Below are 23,520 nucleotides of genomic sequence, written 5' to 3' on the forward strand. Positions count from 1 at the left end.
CCGCCCCAAATCACTTGTTCTTATTATACCCGAAGTGAAATCATGAACACAAGGAAAAAGAGCCATCCCAGGCAGGAATGGCTCTTGATCTTCTATGGAGTTAAACAAGCAGAGAATGAACGAATGCTTTTTCTTGTTCGTTCAGCTCGACTAATGGCAGTCGAACGCCTCCAACTTGAACGCCGAGCTTTTCTAAAGCGACCTTGGTCGGTCCTGGGCTCGGGTATGCAAAGAGGCCCTCAAAAATCGGCAACAGCTTGCGATGGAGTCTTGCTGCCTCCGTTAAGTTACCGGCAAAAAAGGCGTCCATCATGTCTGTCATTAGACGGCCAACTACATGACTCGCCACACTGACTATGCCCACTCCCCCGATAGACAGGATCGGCAAGGTTAATCCATCATCGCCACTGTACAGCTCAAAGCCTTCCGGTGCATGCTCAATGATTTGCGCCATCTGCGACAAATTGCCGGAGGCTTCCTTGATGCATACTACATTAGGCAGTTTTGCCAAACGAAGTGTCGTTTCAGCAGTCATATTGACGACGGATCTTCCTGGCACATTATAAAGCATCACGGGCAGCTCGGTCGCTTCCGATAATACCTTGAAATGTGCGTATAGTCCTTCCTGTGATGGCTTGCTGTAATAAGGAGCAACGACCATGACAGCGTCTACGCCAATGGATTGTACAGCTTGGGTGAACTCAATGCTTGAGGCTGTATCATTACTGCCTGTTCCTGCAATGATGTGGCATCTTCCTTTTGCGTAAGAAACCACATGTCGGAAAAGGTCGAGTTTCTCCGTACGGGATAAAGTTGGTGATTCACCCGTGGTACCACTCAATACGATTCCAGTTGAACCATTTGCAATCAAATGGTCAATCAGTCGCTCTGTTTTATCGTAATCGACCTGTAGCTGCTCATTAAAAGGCGTTACCATAGCGGTAACCAGTCGACCAAAACGTGCCACTACCTCTCCAACTCCTCTTATCGTGATCAGTAGGTATTTAAAGTCAGGATATGCTCTTACATATGTTGAACATGCAGGTTGAACTGCTGATGAAGAGCGCGAACCGCCTTCACCATATCCATTTCATGCACGAGTACCCAGATGGTAGTATGAGAGTCTGCCGATTGAAGAATTTGAATGTCTTCTTGTGTAAGTGCCTCCACGATTCTCGCCATCACGCCGGGCACGCCCGTCATCCCTGCACCAATCACGGACACTTTTGCGCAATGCGGCAAAAGCTGCGGCTCGTATCCCATTTCTGTTAACAGACGAGCAGCTTTTTCTCCCATTTCATCATGGACCGTGTAAGCAACACCCATTGGGTTCACATTGATGAAATCTACACTGATGTTATTGGTTGCCATCGTTTTGAAGACTTGTAGCTGTGTATCATAAGACCCTTCTTTGTTCGCGACTTTGATTTGGGTAATGTTCGGTACATGAGCAATTCCCATAACGACTCTATCGTTTACAGTGTAGCCCATCTTCCCGATCTCCAGCATCGTCGTAACAAGTGTACCGGGGTCGTCCGAAAACGTAGAGCGAACACGAATCGGCACGTTTGCGTGCATCGCGATCTCCACCGCTCTAGGATGAATAACTTTTGCACCCAGGTGAGCCATGTTGCAAATTTCCGTGTAGGTCACCATACCGAGCCGCTGCGCTTCTTCAACGATACGCGGGTCTGCGGTCATGATGCCTTCCACGTCGGTGAAAATATCCACCGTTTCAGCCTTCAAGGCGACACCGAGAGCGGTAGCAGTCGTATCGCTTCCGCCCCGTCCCAGTGTCGTAATTTCCCACTCGGCTGTACGCCCCTGAAATCCTGGAACGATCACAACTTGATTTTCCTGCAAGTCTTGCAAAATGCGACTTGGATCGATCGACATGATTTGTGCATTTGTAAAGTCGTCGCTCGTCACTATATTTGCTTGACCGCCTGTCAAAATCGTCGCTTTAATTCCCCGTGCATTCAGCATGCTGCACATGACTGTAGCAGAGATGATTTCTCCGGTATGCATCAGCATATCCATTTCTCTACTCGGCAGTTGGTTCCCGTTCGCTCGAACCAACTGCAAAAGTGTATCGGTTGCATATGGATCGCCTTTGCGTCCCATCGCCGATACGACAACGACGAGGGCATAGCCCTCATCAATTGCTTTTTCCATATGGTAGATTGCCCGCATCCGGCAATCCTCCGTCGTCAAGGAAGAACCACCGAACTTCTGGACGAGAATCTTCACTAACCTCTCCCCTATACTCTTGCTTTTATGAGTTCTTCAGCGATTTGTACTGTATTCCATGCTGCACCCTTGAGAAGATTGTCAGAAACGATCCACATATGCAGTCCACGAGGATGATGGAGATCACGACGCACCCGGCCCACGAATACTTCCAGTTTGCCTGTTGCATCAGTAGCGAGTGGATACTGCTGTTCCTCTGGCGCATCTACTAACACGATACCCGGAGCGTCTTTCAGCAGGGCCTTTACTTCTGCCAGATCGTAATCCTGTTTCAGCTCTACATATACCGACTCGCTGTGGCCGTAGACCACTGGAATACGTACGCAAGTAGCTGAAACAAGTACAGTGTCATCACCGAAGATTTTTTTGGTCTCATTGACCATTTTCATTTCTTCATAAGTAAAACCATTGTCGGTGAACACATCAATCTGCGGAATCGCGTTGTACGCAATCTGATGATGCACAGGCAATTTGCCTACGGGAAGTACGTTACACTGCGGTTCTTTCCCATCCAAAATGTCTCGACTCTGGTCGAGCAATTCATTGATCGCAGATTGACCTGCACCGGATACTGCCTGGTAAGTAGAAACGATAATTCTGTCTATACCAAAACGATCATAAAGGGGCTTTAGAGCGGCAACCATCTGAATCGTAGAGCAATTCGGATTCGCAATGATTCCATTATGAGCGAGCGCAGCATCCATGTTTACTTCTGGCACAACGAGAGGGACATCTGGGTCCATCCGGAATGCACTGGTATTGTCAATGACAACCGCGCCATGACGTACTGCGTGATGAGCCAGTTCCTTGCTGACCGATCCGCCAGCACTAAACAGGGCGAAATCAACCCCTGCAAAACTGTCTGGAGTCGCCTCTTCCAGTACAATTTCTTGCCCCTTGAAGGTGACTGTTTTTCCTGCAGAACGTCCAGAAGCAAGCAGCTTAAGCTGTTTGATTGGGAAGTTGCGCTTTTCTAATAGTTGAATCATCTGCTGTCCGACTGCACCAGTCGCACCGACTACAGCAACATTGAAAGTCAGTTGGTTTGCCATCTCTTACTCTCCTCCTAATCGCGAAAAAGCAGGTTAATTGTTTTTTCTGTAGTCTTATTAGTAGTTAAATCTTTCGATGAGCAAGGGTTGCAATTGTCGACCTTCCAAAGCTGCTTCGCATGTTTCTAATAGTAGATCCATACGAGCTACAAGCGAATTCGGTTTTTTATCCGGAGCATCCTGCCCGAACGGAACGAAATACATATTTTTCGCAGCCAACAGCTTGGCAATATTGGCTGCATTTAATCCCAGACCATCATTGGTGGATATGGCAATCACGATGGGTCGCAAATTACGCATGGTCGCCTTAGCCGCCATCAGTACGGCACTATCCGTAATGGCATTTGCCAGTCGACTCGTCGTACTCCCTGTGCAAGGCGCAATCAGCATGACATCCAACAACTTGGAAGGTCCCAACGGCTCAGCCTGTGGAATAGTCGAAATAAGCTCTTCCCCCGTCAGTTCCTTGATTTGTTGCTGCCAGCTTTGCGAAGTACCGAAGCGTGTATCCGTGGTCATAATCGTGTTCGATACGATCGGAACCACCCGTGCTCCAGCATCCACAAATCGCTTAATTTGCGGCATCGTTTCCTCAAAGGTGCAATGCGATCCAGACAAACCAAATCCAATGGTCTTTCCCTGAAGCTTACTCATGTTGCATCCCCTCCTGGCGCTTTCCTTTGATCCGCAATCAGACGAGACAATGTTTGGGCTAAAATTTGTCCAGCGGTTTTAGGTGCAACGATTCCAGGCAATCCGGGAGCAAGAAGAGCTTTGATACCTCGTCTCTCAGCGTAACGAAAATCTGTTCCCCCTGGCTTGGAGGCAAGATCAAGTATAAACGCCGATTGAGGCATTTGAGCAATCACTTCTGCCGTGAGTAATAATTGCGGGATGGTATTAAAAATGAAATCAGCATTCGTAACCTGTTGCCTTACTTCGCTTATATGGAAGGGAGTCAATCCCATCTCATAAATGCGTGCCAAGTGTTCTTGACGTCTGGCTCCAACTCTTACGCGGGCTCCCAACGAATGCAATGCTCGAGCCATGGACAAACCTGTTCGGCCCAATCCCAAAACAATTGACTGTGATCCATGAATCGTAATATCCGTATGTTGAATCGCCATCATTAACGCTCCCTCTACAGTAGGGATAGAGTTATAGATAGCTACGTCATCACGATCCAAAAGCTCCACGAGAGGAAGCTGTGTGGAAGCCAACAGTTTTTTCAGATAAGGCTTTGCCATTCCCGTGTAAACCACGCAATGACCCGGCAGACTTGCCACATGTTCGTCTAGCAACTGCAGTTGTTTGGAGCAGAAAATACTTTCCACGTATCCTTGATCATCGGTCCCTACGATGGGTAGGATGAGGGCGTCCACGTCTTTCAACACATCGCATGTTAATGGTTTCTTCGTTGCCCCTGTAAAATTACTTTCCAGGTTGTCGAAGCCAACTAACGTGACGCTAGCATCCAGTTGTATGCATCGCTTAATGACTTCCAACTGGCGAGCGTCTCCGCCGATGAAGGCAACATGTATGCCCGTTAGCATGCTGCGTTCCCCTTTCCACACATTTTACTGCATTAAATGATCGGAACGCAAAGGTTTTCCTTTTGGAAAAGTTGACGGAAATCCATGCGGTCTACCCCCATCCTATTCCGCTCCTGCTACTTCGGTGACAGTAGCGCCTACTTTTGAGAAGCTTGTGCCTCAGGCGCTTGAAGCTGGATGATGACCATATCTGGCCCAATTTTTACGATGGAACTCCATGGGATCACGAGGTCCTCTCGCTTCTTGCCGAACCCAAAGAAACTACCTCCTGGCAAGATGATGGATTGAATCGCACCGTTTTCGGGATGGATGACTAAATCGGAATCACTGATGACTCCCATTTTCTCCCCGTTGTCCAGTCCGATAATCTCCTTCCCACCCAACTCGCTTAAGCGCATGGAGAAGCCCCCTTTGTCCTTTCATTTACTGTTGATATACGCAAAAAAATCCGGGCTATGCCGGATTTTTGCCTACAACAAAATATCGTTATTCACGTTTTCAGGGAAGCCATCGAGTGGACTCACCATCGCCATAGACATCTTGGAACGGAACAGCTGCTGCGCCACAGCCAAAACAGATTCATGGGAAACACGGTCAATTTTGGCGATGATCTCATCTAGACTGAGATGACGGCCCAGCAAAAGCTCATTTTTGCCAAGGCGACTCATACGGCTATTCGTGCTTTCCAAGCTGAGCATCAGGCTGCCTTTCAGCTGCTCTTTTCCTTTGTTCAGCTCTTTGTCCGTAATTCCATGATCAGCGACATCGCGCAGGACGCGCGAGACGATATCAAAAACCTGTCCCACTTGCTCTGGTGCCGTTCCTGTATACACGTGGAACGTACCCGCTTCTTTATAGGACGAATGATAGGAATACACGGAGTATGCCAAGCCGCGTTCTTCTCGAATTTCTTGAAATAGACGCGAGCTCATGCTGCCACCCAGCACATTGTTCAGCAAAATCAAGGAATATACTTCGGGATGTCCTACCTTAAACCCAGGTAAAGACAGGCACAAATGCGCTTGCTCTGTTGCCTTGTGATGTGCAATAACATTTCCAGCAAAGTCAGGAGTAGACAAGGTCGGCATAGCGCCTGGACGAGAGAAAGCTTGAAAGCGCTTTTGAATATCTTCAATCAAACTGTCTTCAAAATTTCCCGCTACCGTAATCACCGTATTCGTTGGCAGGTAGTGCTGATCAATATAACCGATCAAATCATCACGTTTCAAGCTACGCAGGACATCTTCCGTACCCAAAATCGAATAGCCTAGCGGGTGTGTGCTGTACGAAGCGCGTGCAATCAAATCATGCACCAAATCATCTGGTGTGTCTTCATACATGCTGATCTCTTCAATGACGACGTTCTTTTCCTTTTCCAACTCATCTGCATCAAATACCGAGTTGAAGTACATATCGGAAAGAACATCGAGAGCGATCGGAGCATGTTGGTCGAGCACCCTTGCGTAATAACAAGTATACTCCTTCGAAGTAAAGGCGTTCACGTTCCCGCCAATCTCATCAAAGGTTTCCGCAATTTCCTTTGCAGAACGAGTTTTTGTGCCTTTGAAAAACATATGCTCGAGAAAATGGGAAATCCCGTTGTTTTTCTCGTTTTCATATTTCGAACCAGTCCCTACCCAGATGCCTAAGGCAACGGAGCGAACGGACGGAATCCGTTCCGTCACGATTCGAAGACCGTTATCACACGTATGACGTTGTATCACGTAAATCCTCCTCGGTTGTTCATCTGTCTCTACCCGAAACCTCGGGGAATTTCTTGTAAACACGTCTAACTATAGCAAACTTCCTTTGTCTCCACAATAAATGAACATGTATTTACGGTGACGGGAGTCTACGACTCGATATAACCTCCGAAACAGTCGTCGGCTGTAACCCCTTCTTTTTGGCGATCGTCAGAAGCTGGTCTAAACTGGCCTCGGAGGTAGAAGTAGGGTGCATGAGTACGAGGACGCCGTTCTCCATTTTCCGGCTTATTTTATTGATCACATAAGCAGGCGAAGGTTTCTGCCAGTCAATGGTATCTGCCGTCCATAGTATCGTCTTCATTTGATAAGACGAATGCGCGATTTGTACAACGCGTTGGTTAAAAGCACCAGATGGCGGTGCAAACAAGGAAGGCTTTACTTCCAGCGTTTTAAAAATAACATCTTGCGTACGACTTATCTCTTGATGAATCCTCTGTGTTCCCAGTGTGTTCATATCAGGATGCGAATACGCATGATTCCCAATCTCATGGCCACGTGCCATAATCTTTTTCGCTTCTTCTGGGTAACGTTTTACCCAAGAGCCATCCAGAAAGAACGTTGTTTTTACCTTATGTTTATCGAGTGTATTGAGCATCGAATCGAGATACTCATTTCCCCAAGCCACATTGATCATAAAAGAAATCGCTGGTTTATTTGGATTTCCTCGATAGATCGGTTGTGCTCCCAATTGCTCAAGCGAAACCGCTGGAGGTACTTCCTTGTATACCAGCAAATCTGGGCTGGACACACCCGCAGCCAGCATTTTATTGAGTGATTCTTCTACATCGACTACACGTCCATTATAGCCGGGAATCGCCTTCCACGTCTGATCGACGACGGCATCGATTGGTTCTTCCTCTCTGCCCTCTTTCCACTTTTCAATCTGCGCCCGTAAACGCGCTTTTTCATTGTCGTTTCGATCCCCATTTGCTACCTGGACATTTTTGAGCGTGCTAATGTAATGATGAATAGGCTGATAATTCAAGAGAACAATCAGCGCAGCTCCATATATAACGATGAACAAAAGTCTCCTGGTCCTATTCGTCATTAGGGCGTCGCCCTCCTCTATCAATCGTACGAGTCTCTCTTGTCCAATGTATGAAGGGAGGGAACGACTTAGACATACGAATCAGAAGCATCTGGTATAGAAAAGAAAAAAGCTTCCGTACACGAATTTCTTCGAGTGACGAAGCCTTTTGGTTTCCTTTATTCTGCTTTTGTTGGCGTTTCAGCAGCTTGTGCCGCAGCAGCTTGTTCTTTCAAAACTGCTTTGCGAGAGAGATTCACACGACCTTGGTCGTCGATCTCGGTCACTTTCACTTGTACTTTATCACCAACTGCGACAACATCTTCTGTTTTGGCTACACGCTCTTCAGCCAGTTGAGAGATGTGGCACAAGCCCTCTTTACCCGCGAACAACTCGATGAACGCACCGTACTTCTCTACGCGTTTTACTGTTCCCAGGTATACCTGACCAACAGCTACCTCACGAACCAGATCTTCAATGATTTGTTTCGCGCGCAGATTCGCCTCGTGGTTGATGGATGCAATGAAGACTCTTCCATCTTGTTCGATGTCGATTTTTACGCCGGTTTCTTCGATAATCTTATTGATGACACGACCTTGTGGACCGATTACATCGCGAATTTTCTCCGGATTGATCGTCATGGTCATGATTTTTGGTGCATAAGGAGACAGTTCTTTACGCGGTTCGGAAATCGTGCTCATCATATGGTTCAGAATGTGCAAACGACCAACACGCGCTTGCTCCAAGGCCAACTCTAAAATCTCACGGTTAATACCGGAAATTTTGATGTCCATTTGGATAGCTGTTACACCAGCCTCTGTACCCGCTACTTTGAAATCCATGTCTCCCAAATGATCTTCCATACCTTGAATATCAGTCAGGATCGAGAAAGATTTCTCATCTTTGCTCATGATCAAGCCCATCGCAATACCTGCTACCGGTGCTTTGATCGGTACACCTGCATCCATCAAGGCAAGTACGCTCGCGCAAATCGATGCTTGCGATGTGGAACCATTGGATTCAATGACCTCGGATACGAGACGAATCGTGTATGGGAACTCTGTCTCAGATGGAATGATCGGCTCGATAGCACGCTCACCCAACGCACCGTGTCCGATTTCACGACGACCCGGAGGACGCAACGGACGTGCTTCACCCACGCTATACGGCGGGAAGTTGTAGTGGTGCATGAAACGCTTCGATTCTTCCAGACCGAGTCCATCGAGAATTTGAACATCTCCCAGCGCGCCCAATGTGCAAACGCTCAACGCTTGCGTCTGACCGCGGGTAAACATAGCAGAGCCATGTGTACGGGAAAGAATGTTTGTCTCACTGGACAGCGGACGGATTTCGTGCAAAGCTCGTCCATCAGGGCGAACTTTCTCGTCAGTAATCAGACGGCGAACCTCATCCTTGACAATATTGCCAAGTACTTCGCTAATCATCTTTTCCTGTTCTGGATATGCCTCAGGGTCCTTGGCTGCAAAATGCTCTTTGGTTTCTGCCTTGATATCATCAATAGCATCGTAGCGCGCTTGTTTTTCTTCGATGCGAACAGCTTCTTTCAAGCGAGCTTCCGCATATGCACGTACAGCTTGATCGATTTCAGGATCAACCTCATGCAAGATGACTTCCATTTTTTGCTTGCCGATTTCTGCTACGATCATGTTCTGGAATTCTACCAATTGCTTAATCACGTCATGACCAGCCATGATCGCTTCAAGCATGACCGCTTCCGGTACTTGGTTCGCAGCTGCTTCCACCATGTTAATCGCTTTGTGCGTACCTGCGACAGTCAGGTGAATATCGCTTTTCTCTGCTTGAGCTACAGTAGGGTTAATGACGAACTCACCGTCAATTCGACCTACGATTACCCCTGCAATCGGACCTTCAAAAGGAATCTCCGAGACGCATAGCGCTGCGGAAGTACCGATCATCGCAGCGATTTCAGGCGAGCAGTCTTGATCCACAGACAGAACAGTATTTACGATTTGTACATCGTTACGGAATCCTTCTGCAAAAAGAGGGCGGACAGGGCGGTCAATCAAGCGGCTAGCCAAAATCGCCTTTTCGCTTGGACGTCCTTCTCTTTTAATAAAGCCGCCAGGAATTTTCCCAACCGCATAGAGACGTTCCTCATAGTTGACAGTCAGTGGAAAGAAGTCAAGTGGTTTCGGCTCCTTCGAGACTGTAACTGCAGACAGGATTGCTGTATCGCCGTAACGAACCAAGACCGAACCATGCGCCTGTTTAGCCATTTTGCCAAATTCCAGGGTCAGTTTTCGGCCTGCCAGTTCGAAGTCATATGTACGGTATTGTTGCTCCATGATGCTAGCAGTCCTCCTTCACAACAATGTGCGTTTACACACTTTGTTTTCTACCTATATGTATTATTTCCTGCCATGATAAAAATTAAATGGGTACCTTTGGCAGTCGTTCTAGATAATAAAAAAAGCTTCTTTTGTGAAGCTAATGTAAGCAAACCATTTGTTTCTAAGCCTTTACTCGTTAGGATAGGCTTAGCGCATTTCTTGCGCTAAACCCTCCCACACGATAGAAAAAGCGGGCAGAACCCGCTTTCTACAAAACGCTGATTAGCGGCGCAGACCCAGGCGGTCTACAACCGAACGATAGCGTTGAACATCTGCTTCACGCAGGTATGTCAACAGGTTACGACGTTGACCAACCATTTTCAAGAGACCACGACGGCTGTGGTGATCTTTCTTGTGCGTACGCAAGTGTCCGTTCAGATTGTTAATGTTTTCGGTCAAGATAGCGATTTGCACTTCCGGTGAACCGGTGTCGTTCTCATGAGTACGGAACTCTTGAATCAGTTGAGTTTTACGTTCTTGAGTCAATGCCATCATGACTCACCTCCTCATTTTTTATACCGTTCGCCGAGTCTGCCGTCGGTGAGAATCGGACAGCCAAGCTACGGTTATCTGTACAACGTTTTGAATTATAGCATACCATTTTGTGAAAAGCAAAGAGAATCCTTTACGAGATTCCCTCTGCGAATTTTTGCTTCGCCGTTTGTACATCTCGTCCAATTTGCGCGATGAGTGCATCGACTCCAGCAAACTTCTGCTCTTCCCGGATGTAGAACAAAAACTCTACTTCTACTTCTTTGTCATAAATTTCACCAGAGAACTCAAAAATGTGCACTTCTAGTGACTTTTCTTTTTTCTCCAGTTCAAATGTAGGCTTGATCCCAACGTTCATGACACCATAGTAGCTTTGTTCATCCACGGTAAAGCGAACGCCGTAGACCCCATTCTTTCCGATTAAGTACGGCTGATTTACTTGGACGTTCGCTGTAGGAAAACCAATGGTTCGACCGCGTTTGTCGCCATGCACGACTGTTCCACGCACTTTGTAGGAGCGGCCTAGCAAATGGCGAACCTGCTCGACATCCCCATGATGAAGATATTCACGGATGATTGTACTGCTCACTTTTTCACCCAAGCGATTTACCGGACCCACGATGTCGAGCCCATAGCGACCTTTGCTCATTTCTTGCAAGGTATGGGCAGTCCCCATCCCGCGATAACCAAAGGTGTAGTCGAAGCCAACGACAATATGGCGGCATTCCAATGGAAGAAGGCACTCTGCGATGAAATCTTCTGGATAAATAGCCGCAAAGCTGATATCGAACTTCATCACATATGTGGTGTCTACGCCCATCTTTTCGAATTGCTCGAGCTTGTCTTCAAGTGGTGTCAAATAGCGGGTATAACCGCTTTGCCCCAAAACTTCTCGAGGATGCGGATCAAAGGTCACTACCGTACTTTGCCATCCGTTTGCTTTCGCTGTATCAATTGCCTTTTGGATTACACGGCGATGCCCAATATGTACACCATCAAAGTACCCCAGTGCAATCGCACAAGGATTCGCTTGCAGGTCAGACGGAAACGGGTATGTTAGGTAGATCGTTTTCACGGATTACACCTCGGCTGGAAAGACTTTTTCTGGCTTGGCGAAAAGTCCTTTGTCTCCACGGCATATGCGATGAATGCCAAGTAATTCTTCCCCCGCAAACAAGCAAATCAAACTTCCTTCCTCCGCAGTGACGCCCGGAAGCGCAGTCGCAAGTCCATTACGTACTGCTTTGATCCGTTCTGGCTTGACCTGAAACGATGGTAAGAACGAGATTGCCTGAGGGATGGAGACCAAGTAGTGGGAAATGTCTTCCCCGCTTGCTGCCTGTTCCTCAATTTGCTGGAGCGGGATTGCCTCTTGCTCCTGGAACGGGCCGCTTTTTATTCGCCGCAACAGCTTCATATGGGCAGGATAACCCAGAGCGCGTCCGAGGTCAACACATAAGGTGCGCATGTATGTGCCTTTGGAGCACGTGCACGTGAATGCAACATCGACAGTGTCCCCATCTACGCTAATCTTATGAAGTGTCAGCTCATAGAGCGTCACTTTCCGTGCCTGCCGTTCAATTACCGTGCCTTCACGAGCCAGGTCGTACAGCCGCTTGCCGTTTACCTTAACCGCAGAGAACATCGGAGGTATCTGCTCCATTTCACCCAAGAAGGATGCGAACAGCGCTTGAATACGCTCCGTCGTAATCGATGCTGCATCTACTATGTCATGCTCCACCACTTCTCCAGAAGCATCTTCCGTCGTGGTAGTTGAGCCGAGTCGCATGACTACATCATAGCGCTTAGGCAGCTCTTGCAAATATTCAACTAGCCTCGTTGCGTGTCCCACACAAATGGGGAGTACACCCGTCACATCTGGATCAAGTGTACCCGTATGCCCCACTTTTTTCGTTCCATACAATCGACGAATACGTGCTACACAATCATGGGATGTCATACCAGCTGGCTTGTCGATAACCAGCACGCCGTTCACGTTACTCATCGAATTTCACTCCTACTGCATCGTCCAGCACAGTCCAAACTTTTTGCTGTACTTCTGAAAGTGGTCCTTTGATCGTGCATCCTGCTGCTTTTGCGTGTCCACCGCCACCGAGCTGCTTCGCAATGACAGCTACGTCAACCCGATCGCGAGCGCGCATGCTCACCTTTACCACTCCCGGTTCCGCTTCCACAAAAGAAACGCCGACCTCGACTCCTTCAATGTTACGGCAGTAATTCACCAATCCACCAGCATCTTCCCGCTCTGCACCCACTTCGGCAAAATCTGCGGCTGCAACAGTGATGGAGGCAACCAAATTTTGATGGGTCAGTTGCAACGTTTGGAGAGCGCGTCGCAGTACTTTCACATGGGCAAATGTGATTTCTTCCAGACACCGCTCTGCTACGTCTCCTGGCTTCACACCATATCCGAGCAATCGAGCTGCGATCTCCATGACGCGTGGTGATGTATTGGAATAACGGAAACCGCCAGTATCCGTCAGAAGGCCGGTATAGATAGACAGCGCAAGCTCTTCGTTGAAAGAAACCCCTGCTGCTTCTGCAACATCAAACAAAATTTCTGCTGTTGCGGCTGCATCCGGTCGAACCAGATTTACCGTTCCAAAATGATCGTTGGTCGGGTGATGATCGATATTCAGCAAAGCAGCGCCAGAAGCAAATAAAGACCGTACATCGCCCATCCGCGACTCATCCGCGCAGTCTACAGCGATTACGGCCCCGAACGTCTCGTTCAGTGGTTGTTTGCGCAGGTTATAAAGACGGTCAAACCGCGGCAAGAAGTTAAACTTGATCGGTGTTTCCCCTTCGTTTACAACCACATACTCTTTTCCCAATTGCTCTAGCATGAGCACGACTCCCAAAGCAGATCCTGTAGCATCTCCGTCAGGGCTTACATGGGAAAGAACCAGGAAGCGGTCGTGCTCCTGCATAAAACGCACCGCTTCCTGTACTGCCATTTGATTAGGATTCATCCTGTTTCTCTCCCTCTGTGGAGATTTCCCGCAGGATTGATTCAATTTTGCTGCCGTAGTCAATGGACTCGTCCAGCTTGAATACAAAATCAGGAATGTGACGCAGCTTTACGCGTTTCCCGATCTCCGTACGCAAATAACCTTTTGCTTTTGTCAAACCTGCAAGAGAAGCTTTACGCTCTTCCTCACTGCCAAAAATGCTGACAAAAACCTTTGCCAATTGCAGGTCACTGCTTACCTCTACATCTGTTACCGTTACGAAACCGACACGAGGATCTTTGAGTCCACGCTGCAATACGAGGCTCAACTCTTTTTTGATTTCTTCGCCTACGCGGCTGATTCGTGTTTTATTCATCGATTTTCACCTCCGCTGGCTGCTCTTTAGTCGTAGTATTCCGTATCCACGCGAATCAACTCTACCTCTGGATGGTTTTCCACGAATCGAATGACAGCCTGCATTTCTTGTTGTAAAAAAGAAATCTCATTAGCAACGGCAGCGATACCCAACACGGTACGCTGCCATTGCTCGAGATAAGCCACTTCTGCCGCGGAGACATGAAATCGGCTCCGCAGCTTGCCGATCAGACTTTTGACGATGGCCCGTTTTTCTTTCAGGTTTTGGCTAGCGGGCAGAAACAGTTCGATCTGCACACCTGCTATCATTATTGTTTCACTTCAACCATGACGAATGCTTCGATGACGTCGCCGATTTTGAGGTCATTGAAGCGTTCCAAAGTCAGACCGCACTCATAGCCAGCAGCAACGTCTTTCGCATCATCTTTGAAGCGTTTGAGGGTATCGAGCTTACCTTCATAAATCACAATGCCTTCGCGGATCAAACGCGCACCAGCATCGCGGCTCAATTTACCTTCAGTCACATAGCAACCTGCAATGTTTCCGACTTTGGATACTTTGAACACTTCACGAATCTCAGCTTGGCCGATAATGTTTTCTTTGAAGACTGGATCAAGCATACCTTTGAGAGCAGACTCGATCTCTTCGATTACAGTATAGATCACACGGTGTAGGCGAATGTCGATCTTCTCTTGTTCAGCCATGCTGCGCGCATTTGGTTCAGGACGAACGTTGAAACCAATGATAATGGCATTCGAAGCATTTGCCAGTGTAACATCGGATTCTGTAATCGCACCAACACCTGTATGAATGATCTTCACACGAGTTCCGTTGACATCGATTTTCTCCAAAGAACCGCGCAGTGCTTCCACAGAACCGTGTACGTCTGCTTTTACAATCAGGTTCAGTTCCTTGATATCGCCTTCTTGGATGTGTTGGAACAAATCATCCAAAGAAACGCGGGAGCTTTCACGACGCTCGGATTCACGTTGCTTGGAAGCACGTGCTTCCCCGATCGCGCGGGCTTTCTTCTCGTCTTCAAAGACACGGAACTGATCGCCTGCTTGTGGAACATCATTCAGACCCGTAATTTCTACTGGCGTAGATGGACCTGCTTCTTTCAGACGGCGTCCTTTGTCATTCACCATCGCACGCACACGTCCAAAAGCGGAACCGACAACGATAGGATCACCTACACGGAGAGTACCTTGTTGAACCAAGATAGTTGCAACAGGACCACGTCCCTTGTCGAGCTCAGCTTCGACAACGGTACCGCGCGCAAGTTTGTCTGGGTTGGCTTTCAGTTCTTGTACTTCGGATACGAGCAAGATGTACTCGAGCAATTCCTCGATACCTGTACGCTGTTTAGCGGACAATGGGGAGAAGATCGTATCGCCGCCCCACTCTTCGGCAACCAATTCATACTCGGTCAACTCTTGCTTGATACGGTCAATATTTGCTTCTGGTTTGTCAACCTTGTTGACAGCAACGATGATTGGCACATTTGCCGCTTTCGCATGGCTGATCGCCTCAACGGTTTGCGGCATGACACCGTCATCTGCTGCAACCACCAGAATGGTGATATCTGTGATTTGCGCACCGCGTGCACGCATCGTTGTGAACGCCGCGTGACCTGGTGTATCGAGGAAAGTAATTTTCTTTCCTTTGATCTCAACTTGGTACGCACCGATATGCTGTGTAATTCCTCCCGCTTCTCCCGCTACTACGTTTGTAGAGCGGATCGCGTCCAGCAACGTTGTTTTCCCGTGGTCAACGTGACCCATGATGGTAACAACTGGCGGTCGCTCCATGAGACTTTCTGGTGCATCTACGTCTTCCAACGTTTCGAAGTTCGTTTCATCAATGATGATTTTTTCTTCGACTTCTACGTTGTAGTCCGCGCAAATCAGTTCGATAGCTTCACGATCGAGGTACTGGTTGATCGTCGCCATGATACCCAAGCCGAACAGCTTTTTGATTACTTCGGCTGGTTCCTTACGCAGTTTCACTGCCAACTCATTTACAGTCAAAGACTCTGTAAACGTGATCTTTGTAGGTGGTTCAATCACAGGACGTTGCGGCTTTTGTCCACCACCACCACGGTTGTTATTTCCTCCACGGCGGTTGTTTTGGTTGTTACGGTTGTTTCCACCGCGGAATGGTTGATTCTTCTTGTTATCTTCAAAAGTCTTTTGGGTTTGAGGAGCTTTTTTGATTTTCTCACGCTTTTCCATACCAACATTGGAAGGAAGTTTTACTTTATCCTCAAACTCTTCCCCTGTACGACCCTCCGTTTGATTCGCTGCAGGTTGGTTTGCAGGACGTTGTTGGTTTTGTGGTCGTTGCTGGTTTTGTGGTCGTTGCTGATTTTGAGGACGCTGTTGGTTTTGTGGTCGTTGTTGATTCTGCGGCTTACGGTCAGACGGCTTTGCGGGTTGACTTCTCATATTGTTTGGTTTTCTCTCCTGATTCTTCCCCTGATTTTTTCCATGCTGAGGACTATGCTGATCGAGATTGCCACTTGCACTGCTATTTCCTGGACGATTCGTGCTTGTGTTCTTTGCTCCGCGATCGCTATTTGGTTTTTCATTTCTAACCGGTTGAACTTGCCCCGCTTGCTGCTGGGGTTTGATCTGTTGTCCTCTGGAGTCGTTGGGGCGTCGTTGATCGTCCGTTTGTTTGGGTCTTGCATCACTAGGTGTGCTCCGCGTCTCCGGTTTGGCACCAGAACGCAATTTTGCCATGTGATCCTCGATCCTTTTGATCGTCCCTTCTTCCATGATACTCATATGATTTGCTACTTCTATATTCAATCGTTTTAGCAAATTGAGGATTTCCTTGCTGCTCATGTTGTGCTGTTTGGCATACTCATACACACGTGTCTTCAAATATACTTCACCCTTTCTTAGTTAGGTGAGCAGACGCTGAATGCTTTCGGCCAATTTCCCATCGGTTACCGCCACGGTAACGCGCCCATCTTTTCCGATTGCGTGTCCCAATGAATGTCGGTCGCCAGTGGTTACACATGAGACACCGTAATAGGAACATTTATCCTTTACTTTCTTGGCGGTATTGTCTGATGCATCTGATGCGAGCAATACCAGGCGGGCCTGCCCATTACGAACAGCGGTAATGACCAATTCCTCCCCAGTTACGATCTTTCTCGCACGCATCGCCAATCCGAGTAATTGTGCTGCTTTTGGGGTCATTTTCCCACCATCTCCAGCCATTTCTCACGGAAAGCATCATACTTTTCTTGGGAGATGGACATATTGAGGGCACGTTCCAGCACTTTTTTCCATTTCCCCGATGCGAACGCATCCGGCTTCAGACAGCTTTCCTGCCGACACACATAGGTACCGCGTCCCGCCGCCCTTCCAGTAAGATCAATGACGATCTCTTCTTCTGGCGTCCGGACGACGCGGATTAATTCCTTTTTCGGAAACATTCCTTGGCAAACAATGCACTTACGCAACGGGATCTTTTTTTGCTTCATGATTATTCGTTGTCCGTCCCTTCATCGCTCTCTACTTCTTTTGGATAAGCGATGCCTTCTTGGTCGGCTTGGGACTCGCTCTTGATATCGATCTTCCAGCCAGTCAGCTTGGCTGCCAGGCGCGCGTTTTGGCCACGCTTACCAATCGCCAGAGACAATTGATAATCGGGAACGATCACACGAGTAACCTTCTCCGCTACGTTAACCTCAACATGCAGCACTTTTGCAGGGCTGAGTGCATTGGCTACGTACTCGGCAGGATCTTCAGACCAACGAACAATGTCGATCTTTTCGCCTTTCAGCTCTGTAACGATCGTTTGGACACGCATGCCCTTTGGACCGACACAAGCTCCTACTGGATCAACATCTGCGTTGATGGAATGCACAGCGATCTTCGAGCGATCACCGGCTTCTCGCGCAACAGACTTGATTTCAACCACACCGTCATATATTTCTGGCACTTCTAGTTCGAAGAGGCGCTTCAAAAGCCCCGGATGAGTACGGGAAACGACGATTTGCGGTCCTTTAGTGGTTTTCTCTACTTTGATGATGTATGCCTTCACGCGATCTTGTGATTTAAAATCTTCGGATGGCATTTTTTCGGTGATCGGCATAACGGCTTCCGCCTTACCCAGATCAATGTAATAATTGCGAGCGTCCATACGCTGAACAACGCCTGTTACGATATCGTCTTCACGTTCAATAAACTCGCTGTAGATCAAACCGCGCTCCGCTTCGCGAATGCGCTGCGTAACCACTTGCTTCGCTGTCTGAGCAGCAATTCGACCGAAATCACGAGGCGTTACCTCGATTTCGACGATGTCCTCCAGACGGAAGTTAGGATCGATTTCTTGTGCTGCTTCTTGAGAGATCTCAAGGCGCGGATCCAATACCTCTTCCACTACGTTCTTCCGCGCAAACACACGCACCATACCTGAATGACGATTTACATCCACCCGCACATTTTGGGCCGAGTTGAAGTTACGTTTGTATCCAGAGATAAGAGCCGCTTCGATGGCCTCAATCAGTACGTCTTTGGTGATGCCTTTCTCTCTCTCAATGGCTTCTAAAGCCTCGATAAAATCGCCGTTCATGACTTTCGTTGCCTCCTCCTTTACTTACCACAGGCTAACACAGGCCGCGACAACTAAAAAATAATTGCCATTCTAGCCGTGTCAATTTGCTCTTGGGAAATTACATACGTTTTCTTTGCTTCTTTTACTGTCAGCTTGCCATCCTCATAGGATACCAGTTCGCCTTCGAACGTGGTTGCACCTTCTATTGGCTCTTTTGTTGTGATATGCACATTTCTGCCGACAGCTTTCGTGAAATCCTTATCCTTGCGTAATGGGCGCTCAGCACCCGGCGAAGATACTTCTAAAAAGTATGCTGTAGGGATGGGATCTACTTCGTCTAGTTTTTCGCTCAGCTTCTCGCTGACAAGGCGGCAGTCATCAATATCAATGTTGCCAGTTTCATTGTCGATAAACACGCGCAGAAACCAGTTGCTGCCTTCCTTTTTGTACTCGATGTCAACTAGCTCCAGGCCCAATTCTTCAGCAATGGGCGTGACGAGTTCAGTGACGATGCCTGTTACCTTGCTCAAGCAAGTACCTCCTTCTCATTTGAACCATGAGGTGTAGCCAGAAAGAAAGAGTGGGTTTCCCCACTCTCGATCAGCCATGCGTATAAAACCAGTATTTCCAAAAAAATTATAGCATAACAGCCCTCTGCTGACAACCTTTGGATGACTGTGAGCCTTGACTGCACGCCTTAGAACAAGGATAGCTGGTTGGATTCTGGCAATCCTTTCAACGCACCTTGCTCGTCCAAGAACTCCAAAATGGTCTTGGAGATACGGGAGCGGGACAGGAGGTCTTCCTTGGACAAAAACTCCCCTTGCTCTCTCGCTTGTACGATGCTGATCGCTGCATTCGTCCCTAAACCAGGCAGGGCGTTGAATGGAGCGATGAGAGAATCACCCTCGATCAAGAAGCGAGTAGCGTCCGATTTGTACAAATCAACGTTGGCAAAACGGAAGCCGCGTTCAACCATTTCCAAAGCCATCTCCAAGACAGTCAGCAATGCCTTTTCTTTTGGCTGCGCATCGTGTCCCTTGCCCTCGATCTCTTCAATCTTTTGCTTGATCGCCGCTGAGCCTTTGACCATCAGCGGAATATCAAAGTCATCTGCGCGAACAGTAAAATACGTCGCGTAAAACTCCAGTGGGCGATGAACCTTGAAGTAGGCAATCCGCACGGCCATCATGACGTAGGCAGTCGCGTGCGCCTTCGGGAACATGTACTTGATTCGCTGGCACGACTGAATATACCATTCTGGCACATTGTTGTTGCGCATTTCTTCCTGATCGTCCTCAGGAACCCCTTTACCTTTACGCACAGACTCCATGATCTTAAAGGCACGCGAAGGCTCTAGCCCTTTATAGATCAAATACACCATGATATCGTCACGACAACCAATTACGTCTGGCAGTTTGCAAGTACCATTGCGGATCAAGTCCTGCGCGTTGTTCAACCAAACGTCCGTACCGTGAGAAAGTCCAGAAATCTGAACAAGCTCGGCAAACGTAGTCGGTTTGGTGTCTTCCAGCATCTGACGAACGAATTTGGTTCCGAACTCTGGAATGCCCAATGTCCCCATATTCGTACCGATTTGCTCGGGTGTTACCCCCAGGGCTTCCGTCGAACTGAAGATGGACATTGTCTTTTTATCATCCAGTGGAATCGTCTTCGGGTCCATTCCCGTCAAGTCTTGAAGCATACGAATGACGGTCGGATCGTCGTGTCCCAGAATATCGAGTTTTAGCAGGTTGTCATGAATGGAGTGGAAGTCAAAATGGGTTGTGCGCCATTCTGACTCATTATCATCAGCCGGGAACTGAATCGGACAAAAGTCCTCAATTTCCATGTAGTCAGGAACTACGATAATACCGCCCGGATGCTGCCCTGTCGTCCTTTTTACACCTGTGCAGCCGTTCACGATCCGGGATATCTCGGCATTGCGCAACGTCATGCCTCGTTCATCGGCATACTTGCGCACATATCCATACGCTGTTTTTTCCGCAACAGTACCAATCGTTCCTGCACGATATACGTAGTCTGCTCCGAACAGTTCTTGTGTGTACTTGTGTGCACGCGGCTGATAATCACCAGAGAAGTTCAAGTCAATATCGGGTACCTTATCTCCTTTAAAGCCGAGGAACGTCTCGAACGGGATGTCCTGTCCATCCTTGGCATACATGGTTCCACATTCTGTACATGCTTTATCCTCCAAGTCAAACCCAGAGGCGATTGAACCATCAGTAATAAACTCGCTGTGCTTGCAATTTGGGCAGCGATAATGAGGAGGCAATGGGTTTACCTCGGTAATCTCAGACATCGTCGCAACAAAAGACGAGCCTACAGATCCACGTGAGCCTACCAGATAACCATCATTCAATGATTTCGTTACCAAACGCTGCGAAATCAAATAAATCACACCGAAGCCGTGTTTGATGATACTGTTCAATTCTTTTTCCAAGCGATGCTCGACCAGTTCAGGCAATGGGTCACCATACAACGACCTTGCTTTGTCATAACACATTTGACGCAGCTCATCATCGGCCCCTTCAATGATCGGCGTGTACAGCTTGTCTGGAATCGGACTAATATCCTCAATCATGTCTGCGATGGCATTAGTGTTCGTCACGACAATTTCTTTTGCGGTCTCCTCTCCCAAAAAGGAGAACGCCTCCAGCATCTCATCCGTTGTATGGAAGTAAAGCGGCGGCTGGTTGCCTGCGGTTGGATCACCTTTTGACAGCAAGAAAACATCGCGGAAGATCTCATCCTGGGGATTCAGGAAGTGCACATCCCCTGTAGCTACGACCAGCTTACCGAGCTCTTTTCCCATTTCGACGATCTTTTCATGGTAGCCTTTCATCGTCTCCAGCGAAGGAATTTCTTCATTACGCAACAGTGGTGAGTAATGAGCGATCGGCTGTAATTCCAAAAAGTCGTAAAAAGCAGCAACTTCCTTCAACTCTTCAGGTGACTTACCGCGGAGAATCGATTGCATGAGCTCTCCGTCTTTGCACGCCGTACCAATTAACAAGCCTTCGCGGTATTTGGTCAGCTGGCTTCGCTGAATCCGGGGCCAACGGAAGAATGTTTCCACATGGGAACGACTTACAAGCTTGTACAGGTTTTTGAGTCCCTCTTTATTTTGCACGAGAATCGTCGCATGGAATGGACGTCCACTCTTGTAATCCGCCTCTTCGTTGCTTTTTTCATTCAATTCAGCAAGCGATTTGATTTCCGCTTCTTTTATGTCCTTCAACATTTGCTGGAACACGTGAGCCAAGGCTACGGTATCGTCCAACGCACGGTGGGCATTGATGAGCTCGACGTTGAACTTTTTCGCTAATGATCCCAAACGATAATTGCGCATTCCTTTGTACATCAACCGAGCCAAAGGCAGCGTATCTAAAAATGGATTGGTCCATGGCTCCATGCCGATCCGTTTGGCGCAGGCATTAATAAACGCTTTGTCAAACTCTGCATTATGTGCAACCAGGATGGCGTCACCAGTAAAATCCTTGAACTTGCGAAGAACCACATCGAGTGTCTCTTGCCCGCGGAGCATTTCGTTGGTAATCCCCGTAATCTCAGTTGTCTTTGGCCCAATTTCCAATTGCGGGTCAATCAGTTCCGTCCATTGGTCGACAATTTCCGAGCCTTTCATTTTGACAGCAGCGATCTCGATGATGGTATGCTCAGACGCGTTTAAACCCGTTGTCTCCGTATCAAACACGACGTACTCGGTATTTTCATCTATGGAAATATTATTGTCTGCTTGCAGGTTATAAACAATATCGATACCATCCTCGACTACGTACGCTTCCATACCGAGAATGCATTTGATGTTGTTCTTTTTGGCGATGGAATACGCCTCTGGAAATGCCTGTACGACACCATGGTCAGTGACAGCAATGGCTTTATGACCCCACTTTGCTGCGGTCGAGATCAGTGATTTTACAGATGCAACGGCATCCAGCGCACTCATCGGCGTATGACAATGGAGCTCGACACGTTTTTCTTCTGCTTGATCTTTGCGAATGACCTGCTCAATCTGGTTCAAATCATTGGCATTCATAACGAGATCGCGTACAAATGTGTCATGCTGAACACTTCCCCGCACTTTCACCCACATGCCGTCTTTCAGCAATTCAAGCATTTTCACGTCTTCTTTATCGCGGGAGAACATCTTCACCGTGAGAGAATCCGTATAGTCAGAAATATTGAATGTGAGCAAATGACGTCCACTGCGAAGCTCTTTTACTTCTACGTTAAATACGGTTCCTTGGATGACGATACGCCGTTCCTCATCTTGAATCTCGCAAATCGGGATCGGCGCATCTTTGATTTCATAACCCATCATAAGCGTAGTGACAGCCTCGGCTTTATCAGACGATTTGCTTTCTTGTTGAACAGCCGTCATCACAACTTCGACGAGAGCACGCTCTTCTTCTTTACGTTGCTCCTCAAAGGCCTTATACGCGTCATCGCTTTCTTCCCCATGGAAAGAAAAGCGCATTGAACAATCAGTTGCTTTCTGGAAAGCAGCCAAAAGTTCATTATCCGCTCGTTTTCGCTTGGCAACCTCAACAGACATCTCCGTTGGCAAGTACACCTTGACTTCCTGTTGGTCGACTTGCTTACGTGCTTGACGCATCGTAACGGCCAAGGAGTTCAATGTTGGCTCCAGCCCAGCTAGCAAGACATCCCAATACTCTTCGACTACGTGATCAAGAGACGGCTTTTGGTGATAGCGAAATCGGGTATCTACTTTGGCTAGATGTGAAAATGTATGCGTCAATCGCTTGGTAAAAGCAGCATAAACATCTGCAGGTATCATTCTCGGGAGGGCAAAGTGAAAAACCCATTCTTTGTTTTGCTTATACAGCTCTAGCTTTTCAATCTGCGCATCTAGAAAAAATCGCTCCACCCATTCGTCAGGAACTTCCATTTGCTTGACCAATAGGGAGAAGCGATGTTTTTGCTCTTGTAAACGGTCCACGGTTTTCCCACCTTCCCCATAAGTGAGCGTTCAAACAAGAAAAAGAGGCACTCCCCTTTAATCTAGGGGAGTACCCCGTAAAAATTC

21 protein-coding genes are annotated in these 23,520 nt (G+C 47.9%); all 21 read right to left on the minus strand.

Translation table 11 applies throughout. The features are described from left to right. Positions 1-100: 100 nt before the first annotated feature. The 21 genes from dapA to HP567_RS20215 all read right to left on the minus strand — a co-directional run bounded on the left by dapA (position 101) and on the right by HP567_RS20215 (position 23,433). Positions 101-967, minus strand: coding sequence for a 4-hydroxy-tetrahydrodipicolinate synthase (gene dapA, locus HP567_RS20115; RefSeq protein WP_173607979.1), 867 nt, complete (start codon positions 965-967; stop codon positions 101-103). Between the two features lie 56 nt (positions 968-1,023). Continuing rightward, on the minus strand, positions 1,024-2,250 hold the full coding sequence (gene dapG / locus HP567_RS20120) for an aspartate kinase (RefSeq protein ID WP_173607980.1): 1,227 nt from the start codon (positions 2,248-2,250) through the stop codon (positions 1,024-1,026). Positions 2,251-2,261: 11 nt separating this feature from the next. Next, positions 2,262-3,302, minus strand: a complete 1,041-nt coding sequence (locus tag HP567_RS20125; protein WP_173607981.1) for an aspartate-semialdehyde dehydrogenase — start codon at positions 3,300-3,302, stop codon at positions 2,262-2,264. A gap of 57 nt (positions 3,303-3,359) precedes the next feature. After that, complete coding sequence (locus tag HP567_RS20130; RefSeq protein WP_007719213.1) at positions 3,360-3,956, minus strand: dipicolinate synthase subunit B; 597 nt, start codon at positions 3,954-3,956, stop codon at positions 3,360-3,362. Further along, a complete protein-coding gene (dpsA, locus tag HP567_RS20135; protein WP_173607982.1) occupies positions 3,953-4,855 on the minus strand; it encodes a dipicolinate synthase subunit DpsA in 903 nt (300 codons plus the stop codon). The genes HP567_RS20130 and dpsA overlap by 4 nt, the downstream gene beginning before the upstream one ends. A 137-nt stretch (positions 4,856-4,992) precedes the next feature. Beyond that, a complete protein-coding gene (locus HP567_RS20140; protein WP_047067819.1) occupies positions 4,993-5,253 on the minus strand; it encodes a YlmC/YmxH family sporulation protein in 261 nt (86 codons plus the stop codon). Positions 5,254-5,325: 72 nt separating this feature from the next. After that, entirely contained in the window at positions 5,326-6,579 is a 1,254-nt protein-coding gene (locus HP567_RS20145) for a M16 family metallopeptidase (RefSeq protein ID WP_173607983.1), read from the minus strand. Positions 6,580-6,691: 112 nt separating this feature from the next. Then, positions 6,692-7,669, minus strand: a complete 978-nt coding sequence (locus HP567_RS20150; protein WP_173607984.1) for a polysaccharide deacetylase family protein — start codon at positions 7,667-7,669, stop codon at positions 6,692-6,694. A gap of 158 nt (positions 7,670-7,827) precedes the next feature. After that, positions 7,828-9,975: a polyribonucleotide nucleotidyltransferase gene (gene pnp / locus HP567_RS20155; protein ID WP_173607985.1), complete on the minus strand. Its 2,148-nt coding sequence runs from the start codon at positions 9,973-9,975 to the stop codon at positions 7,828-7,830. Between the two features lie 267 nt (positions 9,976-10,242). Further along, on the minus strand, positions 10,243-10,512 hold the full coding sequence (gene rpsO / locus HP567_RS20160) for a 30S ribosomal protein S15 (protein ID WP_015891708.1): 270 nt from the start codon (positions 10,510-10,512) through the stop codon (positions 10,243-10,245). A 133-nt stretch (positions 10,513-10,645) separates the two neighbouring features. After that, positions 10,646-11,587 (minus strand): bifunctional riboflavin kinase/FAD synthetase, encoded by a 942-nt coding sequence (locus tag HP567_RS20165; RefSeq protein WP_173607986.1) that lies wholly within the window; start codon positions 11,585-11,587, stop codon positions 10,646-10,648. 3 nt (positions 11,588-11,590) lie between these two features. Beyond that, positions 11,591-12,517 carry a tRNA pseudouridine(55) synthase TruB gene (gene truB / locus HP567_RS20170; protein WP_173607987.1) on the minus strand — a complete coding sequence of 309 codons (927 nt, stop codon included), beginning with the start codon at positions 12,515-12,517 and terminating at the stop codon, positions 11,591-11,593. Next, positions 12,510-13,505 (minus strand): DHH family phosphoesterase, encoded by a 996-nt coding sequence (locus HP567_RS20175; protein WP_173607988.1) that lies wholly within the window; start codon positions 13,503-13,505, stop codon positions 12,510-12,512. Before HP567_RS20175 ends, truB begins: the two co-directional genes overlap by 8 nt. Continuing rightward, entirely contained in the window at positions 13,495-13,860 is a 366-nt protein-coding gene (gene rbfA, locus HP567_RS20180; protein ID WP_007719226.1) for a 30S ribosome-binding factor RbfA, read from the minus strand. Before rbfA ends, HP567_RS20175 begins: the two co-directional genes overlap by 11 nt. Positions 13,861-13,886: 26 nt before the next feature. Beyond that, positions 13,887-14,168 (minus strand): DUF503 domain-containing protein, encoded by a 282-nt coding sequence (locus tag HP567_RS20185; RefSeq protein WP_016743352.1) that lies wholly within the window; start codon positions 14,166-14,168, stop codon positions 13,887-13,889. Further along, the gene (gene infB, locus HP567_RS20190; RefSeq protein WP_173607989.1) at positions 14,168-16,747 is read right to left on the minus strand and encodes a translation initiation factor IF-2; all 2,580 of its coding nucleotides are present in this window, start codon (positions 16,745-16,747) and stop codon (positions 14,168-14,170) included. The genes HP567_RS20185 and infB overlap by 1 nt, the downstream gene beginning before the upstream one ends. A 21-nt stretch (positions 16,748-16,768) precedes the next feature. Beyond that, positions 16,769-17,068, minus strand: coding sequence for a YlxQ family RNA-binding protein (locus tag HP567_RS20195; RefSeq protein ID WP_016743350.1), 300 nt, complete (start codon positions 17,066-17,068; stop codon positions 16,769-16,771). Beyond that, the gene (gene rnpM / locus HP567_RS20200; RefSeq protein ID WP_015891714.1) at positions 17,065-17,355 is read right to left on the minus strand and encodes an RNase P modulator RnpM; all 291 of its coding nucleotides are present in this window, start codon (positions 17,353-17,355) and stop codon (positions 17,065-17,067) included. The genes HP567_RS20195 and rnpM overlap by 4 nt, the downstream gene beginning before the upstream one ends. A gap of 2 nt (positions 17,356-17,357) precedes the next feature. Next, complete coding sequence (gene nusA / locus HP567_RS20205) at positions 17,358-18,449, minus strand: transcription termination factor NusA (protein WP_048033423.1); 1,092 nt, start codon at positions 18,447-18,449, stop codon at positions 17,358-17,360. A 53-nt stretch (positions 18,450-18,502) separates the two neighbouring features. Then, the gene (gene rimP, locus HP567_RS20210) at positions 18,503-18,961 is read right to left on the minus strand and encodes a ribosome maturation factor RimP (protein ID WP_173607990.1); all 459 of its coding nucleotides are present in this window, start codon (positions 18,959-18,961) and stop codon (positions 18,503-18,505) included. A 167-nt stretch (positions 18,962-19,128) separates the two neighbouring features. Further along, the gene (locus tag HP567_RS20215) at positions 19,129-23,433 is read right to left on the minus strand and encodes a PolC-type DNA polymerase III (RefSeq protein WP_173607991.1); all 4,305 of its coding nucleotides are present in this window, start codon (positions 23,431-23,433) and stop codon (positions 19,129-19,131) included. Positions 23,434-23,520: the final 87 nt, after the last annotated feature.

This window comes from Brevibacillus sp. M2.1A (assembly GCF_013284355.2).
Lineage (GTDB): Bacteria > Bacillota > Bacilli > Brevibacillales > Brevibacillaceae > Brevibacillus.